Genomic DNA, 6,754 nt, shown 5'->3' on the forward strand with positions numbered 1-6,754 from the left:
TGACACTGTAGTCAAAGCATGGACAAAAGCCAATCGCGACAACTCCGCAGCGCCGCTCTGCTCGGCGTCGCAGCACTCATCGCCGCTTGCGGCGGCCCGGCGAGCAGGCCGACGGACGAAGCACCGGTCGCCGCCTCGGGCTGCCCGGTCTGCCCGAGTTGTCCGGCGTCCCCGGCCGGCGGGGCAACGCCAACCGCCCAAGCAACGACGCGCACACTGCAGCCGGCGCGCTGGAGCGACCTGCCCGGATGGCAGGACGACGAACTTGCCGCCGCCTGGCCGGCCTTTCTGCATTCGTGTCGGGCGCTCGCCGCGCGCGCCCAATGGCCGCAATGGAAGACGGTCTGCGAACAGGCGAAGAGCCTGACCAACCCGTCTACCACCGCAGTCCGCCAGTTCTTCGAGACGCGCCTGCAGCCCTGGCGAGTGCACAATCCAGAGGGGACGACGAATGGCCTGGTCACCGGCTACTACGAGCCGCTGCTGCGCGGCTCGCGCACGCGCAGCAAGCCCTATCTGCAACCGGTACTCGGCATACCGGCCGACCTGCTGACCATCGATCTGAGCAGTGTCGTTCCGGAAACCAGGCACCTGCGTCTGCGCGGTCGCCTGCAGGGCAACAAGGTGGTGCCGTACTTCTCACGCAGCGAAATCGTCGGGCGGCAGAACGAGCATGCCGAGCGCATCCTGCTCTGGGTGGACGACGCGATCGAGTTCTTCTTCCTGCAGGTGCAGGGGTCCGGACGCGTGCGGCTGACCGACGGGACGACGACGCGACTGGCTTATGCCGATCAGAATGGCCACCCGTACCAGTCGATCGGCCGCCTGCTCGTCGAACGCGGCGAACTGACGCTCGAGCAGGCGACGATGCAGGGAATCAAGAACTGGGCCCGCGCCAACCCCGGCCGGGTCGACGAGCTGCTCAACGCCAACCCCAGCTACGTCTTCTTCCGCGAGCAGCCGCTCAAGGGCGGCGAGGCCGAAGGACCGCAAGGCGCGCTCGGCGTACCGCTGAGCAGCGAGCGCAGCATCGCGGTTGATTCGCGCTACGTGCCGCTCGGCGCACCGGTCTTTCTGGCGACGACGCTGCCCGACTCGACGTCGCCGCTACGCCGTCTGGTCATGGCGCAGGACACCGGCGGGGCGATCCGCGGCGCAGTACGCGCCGACTTTTTCTGGGGATTCGGTGGGCAAGCCGGTCAACAGGCCGGGCGCATGAAACAGCAAGGTCAGATGTGGGTGCTGCTGCCACCGGCAGCGGCACCAAAATGAGCGGCGAACGGCATTCTCTGGTGCAGCGCGCCTTGTCCTGGTGCCTGGCCAAGCAACGATGCCCCGCATTGGTGCGCTGAACGCCCCGTCACGCAGGGCTTGGGGCGACTAGAGAGCGCTGCTGCACCTGGAACGGAGATTGCTTGATCCTGGCAAACCCAATTCAGGAGGAAGCATGGAAGCGCTCAAGTCTGGTAGTGACGTCCTTTTCATTCTGCTCGGCGGCATCATGGTGCTTGCCATGCACTCCGGCTTTGCCTTTCTCGAACTGGGCACGGTGCGCAGGAAGAGTCAGGTGAATGCACTGGTCAAAATCCTGACCGACTTCGCCGTGTCGACGATCGCCTACTTCTTCATCGGCTACAGCCTGGCCTACGGGGTGAATTTTTTTGCCGGCGCCGAAACCTTGCTGCAGAAGAACGGCTTCGAACTGACCAAGTTCTTCTTTCTGCTCACCTTCGCAGCGGCTATTCCGGCGATCGTCTCGGGCGGCATCGCCGAGCGCGCGCGCTTCTACCCACAGCTTGCCGCAACCTTCCTGATCGTCGGCTTCGTCTATCCCTTCTTCGAAGGCATCGCCTGGAATCAGGCGTTCGGTGTCCAGGCCTGGTTGAAGGCGACCTACGGCGAAGAATTCCACGATTTCGCCGGCTCGGTCGTCGTGCATGCGATGGGCGGCTGGATCGCCCTGCCGGCCGTCCTCCTGCTCGGCGCGCGACATGGACGTTACACCAAGGAAGGGCGGATGTCGGCGCATCCGCCGTCGTCGATTCCCTTTCTTGCCCTCGGCGCGTGGATTCTGACCGTCGGCTGGTTCGGCTTCAACGTAATGAGCGCGCAGACGATCGACAAGATTTCCGGCCTGGTTGCGATCAACTCGCTGATGGCGATGGTCGGCGGAACGCTGGTCGCGCTCGTCGCCGGCAAGAACGACCCCGGTTTCGTGCACAACGGTCCCTTGGCCGGTCTGGTCGCGGTCTGCGCCGGTTCAGACGTGATGCACCCGATCGGTGCGCTGGTCGTCGGCGGCGTCGCCGGCGGACTGTTCGTCTACATGTTCACCTTGACCCAGAACCGCTGGAAGATCGACGACGTTCTCGGCGTCTGGCCATTGCATGGCCTGTGCGGCGCCTGGGGCGGCATCGCCGCCGGCATCTTCGGCAGCAAGGCGATGGGCGGTGTCGGCGGCATCGCTTTCCTGCCGCAGTTGATCATGACCGGCATGGCGATCGGCATCGCCCTGCTCGGCAGTTCGATCACCTATCTCATTCTCAAGCGCCTGTTCGGCCTGCGCCTTGACCAGGAAGAGGAATACAACGGCGCCGACCTGTCGATCCACAAGATCAGCGCCACGGCCGAGCGCGAAACGAACTGGTGAAAACGATCGGCGGATTCGCCGATTGGCCAAGCCTATCCGGTCACGTCGACCAGAACCAGTTCCGCCGCTTCCGTCGCCGACACGCGGATGAGCGATTCGTCGCGAATCGCAGCACCGTCGCCGGCCGCCAGTTCGACGCCATTGACCGTTACGCTGCCGCTGGCAGACACCAGGTAGGCGCGCCGCTTGGGGTCAATCGGGTAGTCGGCGCTTTCGCCCTTGCGCAGGGTGGCACCGAGAACGCGCGCGTTGGCACGAATCGGCAGGGCATCGTCATCACCCGCGATGCCGCTGGCCAGCGCAACGAAACGGCCCGAGCGATCCTCCTTGGGAAACGGCTTCGATCCCCAGCAGGGCTCGCCGCCGCGCTCATCCGGAATGATCCAGATCTGAAAGATGCGGGTCACGCCGGGCTCACGGTTGTATTCTGAATGGCGAATTCCCGTACCGGCGCTCATCACCTGAACGTTTCCGGCGGCCGTCCTTCCCTGGTTGCCAAGATTGTCCTGATGACTGATCGCCCCTTCGCGCACGTAGGTGACGATCTCCATGTTCGCGTGCGGGTGTAGCGGGAATCCGCTATCGGGCTGAATGGTGTCATCGTTCCAGACGCGCAGCGCACCCCAATGAACGCGATCAGCATCATGGTAATCGGCAAAAGAGAAATGGTGCCGGGCATCCAGCCAGCCGTGCCGGGCATGGCCAAGGCTGGTGCAGGGACGATGCTCGATCATGGTGTGGCCTCCATTGACAGCTTGCGATGGCGGCATCATGGCAGTCGCCCGCGCAAAAGAAAATAGCAAGTTCAGAACAGGATATTGCCAAGAGCTGCTCCGATCAGCCGAGCGTAGCGGCTGGCGGCAATGGCGGGCAAGGCCTCAGATCGAAGCACCGCGCTGGACGCGGCTTGACCAATCTGCCCTATCTGGCAGCCCGGGCGATCTTCGCAAGCGCCGCCGAGACGCGCTTAGCGCTGCCCAATCGCGGCCATCGCGCTTGCTTTCCGACCGGGCTGGGTCAATCCAGGCCGTACTCCTGGTTAGCCGAACCGTGCGCGCGGGCAGGCTTTCGTCGCCGATGATTCTCGTCACGCCGAAAATCCGTGGCCCGACTTCATCGCCGCCTGGCCCGGCCACAGGTGCGTAACGCCGCAACCCATCCAGAACCGCCACCACGCGCCGCCGCAAGCCGATCGATCTTCGGGCGGCTCGGGCTTGCGCTGCAGGCCATCGTCAATGATCCCCACCCCGCAAGCCTCAGCCAAAACCGCGCCTGGCCGACGCCAGTCGAGTCTGATTTGCGTGCTATCTCTCAGCGCCACACGAATAGCGTCTATCTGCCGCGCCGGCAGCGCCGGGTCCAGCCGCAAGCGACTCCGCGGCAGATAGACCTCGTTGGACTGAAGCGCCTCGACGGCGGGATTTGGGGGGATTATCAGCTTCCCTGCCCTCGGGTCACGCGTTGGAAGCCGGTCGCGCCGGTCAGACGGCAGGGCAATGGCTTCGTCCCTAGAACCGGACGGAATGGGGGCCCGCAGCAGGAGTCGACGGAACGCTCGCTGTCGTGCGCCTGGGGCAGCGCCGAAATTCAGCCCTCGGCAGATGAGCGACGAGCCGCCTCCTGGTGGCCAGCAGCGCCTTGGCCTACGAGCAGCCGATCGGCAATCGGGGGGCGGTAGCGGCAACGCCTGGCGGGCGAGCACGAGCTTCTTATCCTTGGCCGCCGAGCGCTCAGACAGCCGGCGCGAGGGCGCGGGCGAACTTGCGCAAAGCGGACGGAGAAAGTAGGCGCCGGGGTGACTACACCAGCGCGCAGCGCTCTGGTTCAACGTAGAATTCGCTACGCGCAGCGGCCGCCGCACGCGCGCAACGCGGCGTGATCGCTACCGAAAGCGGCCGACCAATCGGGAGCAAGTCCATGAGCGACATCGACATTGAACATCTGCGAAGCTGGATTGGCCGCACACAGCAGGATGAAGACCTGATCGCCGTGCGTCATGCACGGTTGATGGCGGCGACGGTAAACCATCCCCAGGCCGAAGCTCTTGTCGCGGGTGCCGAGCTTCCGCCGCTATGGCACTGGCTGTATTTTCTGGAGGGCCAGCCGGCCGACCGCCTCGGGCGCGACGGGCACCCGGCGCGCGGTCAGTTTTTGCCGCCAGTGCCACTGCCCAACCGCATGTGGGCGGGTGGCCGGGTCGAGTTTCTCGCCCCGGTCCGACTCGCGACGCAGGTTCGCAAGACCTCGACCATACTGCGCGTCGAGCACAAGTCCGGACGTTCCGGTGACCTGGTTTTTGTCACCGTCCAGCACGAACTCGCTGCGCCTGACGGACGCCCGCTGCTGCGCGAGGAGCACGACATCGTCTATAAGAACAAGACCCCGGCGCCAGCCGCGCCACCTGGCGGCACCCGCGCTCCGGACACGCCGCCTGCGGCCGGCGGCGCGCGCCGTAGCCTGAAGCCCGACTCGACGCAGCTTTTCCGTTATTCGGCGCTGACCTTCAACGGGCACCGCATCCATTACGACGTGGACTATTGCCGCACGGTCGAGGGCTACCCGGACCTGGTCATCCACGGGCCGCTGCTCGCTACCTTGCTGGCCGGCTTTGCTGCCGAGACCGGCCGCCGCAGCCTGCGCCACTTCAACTACCGTGGGCTGGCGCCAGCCTTGATCGGCGATGTGCTGACCCTGCAGGCAGATGCCGAGAGCGACGACAAGCTGCTGCTGCGCGCTGCCCTCGATCGTGGGATCGTCAGCATGCAGGCGGAGGCGGTACTGGCCTGAGCGGCCGCCGCCAGTCGCGCTGCTGAGCCGCGCTGCAGCCTGCGCGCGGCGGCTTTTTTTCCTCGCGGTGCGTGGGCGAGGAAAAGGAGCCCAGCGGAGAGCCAGGAGGTGCCGGGTCAGCGCCGGTCAGCCGCCGAAAACGGCCGCTTCGGGAATCTCGTAGCGCTCCTGACCGGCCTGTATCTTGAACAGATCGGCGTCCTTGCTCGCTTTGAAACTCATGTCGCCGTCGGCCTGACTGAGGTCGGCGCCCGTCGCCTTGCCCTTTTCGAAGTAGATGAAGCGGGTACGCCCATCGGCATGCGTAATCTTGATCGTCGCGCTGCCGCCGGCATCGCGCGCCACGGCGAATTCGCACTGGCCCATTGGTTGTCCTTGGTGGCGCGCGCAGGGGATCTGGCCGCTGGCGTCGAAGCGGCCCTGGCCGGCACGCTCGCCATGCGCGGCGCGCGCCGGCGCACTGGCGTGACCACCCCCGCTGATGGCGACGGTCAGCGTATAGCTGACCGACTCGTTGCGACGCGCAGCGCTCCGCATCAGGTAGGTGCGCAGCTTGTATTCCCCGTCGGCTGACAGCGTTCCCGTCCATTCGTTGCCCGAAGTTGAACCGATGAAGATCGCCTCACCCGTCGAGCCCGGCGGCAGCACGTTGAAGTAGGCTGCGTCGTTGCTCGGGCTGAAGCTGACGCTCATCGTCTGTCCTGCCCGGGCGCGCAAGGTGTAATCGACCGTCTGGTCGCCTTTCAACTTTCCCTTGATCGTCGCGGAAGTCGTCCCGGCTTTGAACTGAACAGGTTGCGTCCGAATGTCGGCCGACGCCGGAGCGGCGAGCGACGCGAGCGCCAGCGCGCTGGCGATGAGAAATGTCTTCATGCTTTCTCCGGTGGGATGGGTCAAACAACGGGTTTGTTGAGCAGACGCGATTGCAGCTTCGCGTGTTCGTGAACAGGCGGATCGGCGCAGCGTAGCAGTGGCTCGCGCCGACGCCGGCACAGTATCGCTTGCCGCCCGGTTTCGCTCAATACTTGACCGAACAACCGTAGGGGCGAGTCACCGGCTGGCTGATCGGTCGGCCGGCAGCGTGTTCGTTGAGCGCAACGCGCACGTACTGCGTGGCTTTCGTGATGTCCGCCACGTCTGCGCTGGGGACGCTGTCGATACCGCCCATGTAGATCAGTTTTCCGGTCTGATCGATGATGTACATGTGGGGCGTCGTGCGCGCCTGATACGCCCGCCCGATCCGGCCGTCGGCGTCGAGCAGAACGGCGTGCGGCGCCGCCTGGCGTGTGCGAGTGAGTTCGTTCGCCTCGGCCGGGC

5 protein-coding genes and 1 pseudogene are annotated in these 6,754 nt (G+C 65.4%); 3 read left to right on the forward strand and 3 right to left on the reverse strand.

The genetic code is table 11. The features are described 5' to 3' along the window. Positions 1-18 precede the first annotated feature (18 nt). Together RKP46_RS07685 and RKP46_RS07690 are read left to right on the forward strand one after the other, a co-directional pair. A complete protein-coding gene (locus RKP46_RS07685; RefSeq protein ID WP_311106102.1) occupies positions 19-1,272 on the forward strand; it encodes a murein transglycosylase A in 1,254 nt (417 codons plus the stop codon). A 175-nt stretch (positions 1,273-1,447) separates the two neighbouring features. Continuing rightward, positions 1,448-2,650, forward strand: coding sequence for an ammonium transporter (locus tag RKP46_RS07690; protein ID WP_311106103.1), 1,203 nt, complete (start codon positions 1,448-1,450; stop codon positions 2,648-2,650). A 32-nt stretch (positions 2,651-2,682) separates the two neighbouring features. On the opposite strand, the gene RKP46_RS07695 is transcribed toward RKP46_RS07690, so the two are convergent. Further along, a complete protein-coding gene (locus RKP46_RS07695; protein WP_311106104.1) occupies positions 2,683-3,384 on the reverse strand; it encodes a pirin family protein in 702 nt (233 codons plus the stop codon). Between the two features lie 1,183 nt (positions 3,385-4,567). Here RKP46_RS07695 and RKP46_RS07700 point away from each other — a divergent pair. Continuing rightward, entirely contained in the window at positions 4,568-5,437 is an 870-nt protein-coding gene (locus tag RKP46_RS07700; RefSeq protein ID WP_311106105.1) for an acyl-CoA dehydrogenase, read from the forward strand. Between the two features lie 126 nt (positions 5,438-5,563). On the opposite strand, the gene RKP46_RS07705 is transcribed toward RKP46_RS07700, so the two are convergent. Both RKP46_RS07705 and RKP46_RS07710 read right to left on the reverse strand, forming a co-directional pair. Further along, positions 5,564-6,310, reverse strand: a complete 747-nt coding sequence (locus RKP46_RS07705; RefSeq protein ID WP_311106106.1) for a hypothetical protein — start codon at positions 6,308-6,310, stop codon at positions 5,564-5,566. A gap of 145 nt (positions 6,311-6,455) precedes the next feature. Then, a pseudogene (locus tag RKP46_RS07710) lies at positions 6,456-6,754 on the reverse strand (thioredoxin family protein); the annotation flags it as partial.

Origin of the sequence: Accumulibacter sp. (assembly GCF_031732815.1) — a bacterium.
Taxonomy (GTDB): Bacteria; Pseudomonadota; Gammaproteobacteria; order Burkholderiales; family Rhodocyclaceae; genus Accumulibacter.

Excerpts from the sequence above, each read along its gene's own strand:
- RKP46_RS07685 (WP_311106102.1), top strand. The coding sequence starts at position 19 with ATGGACAAAAGCCAATCGCGACAACTCCGCAGCGCCGCTCTGCTCGGC.
- RKP46_RS07690 (WP_311106103.1), top strand. The coding sequence starts at position 1,448 with ATGGAAGCGCTCAAGTCTGGTAGTGACGTCCTTTTCATTCTGCTCGGC.
- RKP46_RS07695 (WP_311106104.1), bottom strand. The coding sequence starts at position 3,384 with ATGATCGAGCATCGTCCCTGCACCAGCCTTGGCCATGCCCGGCACGGC.
- RKP46_RS07700 (WP_311106105.1), top strand. The coding sequence starts at position 4,568 with ATGAGCGACATCGACATTGAACATCTGCGAAGCTGGATTGGCCGCACA.
- RKP46_RS07705 (WP_311106106.1), bottom strand. The coding sequence starts at position 6,310 with ATGAAGACATTTCTCATCGCCAGCGCGCTGGCGCTCGCGTCGCTCGCC.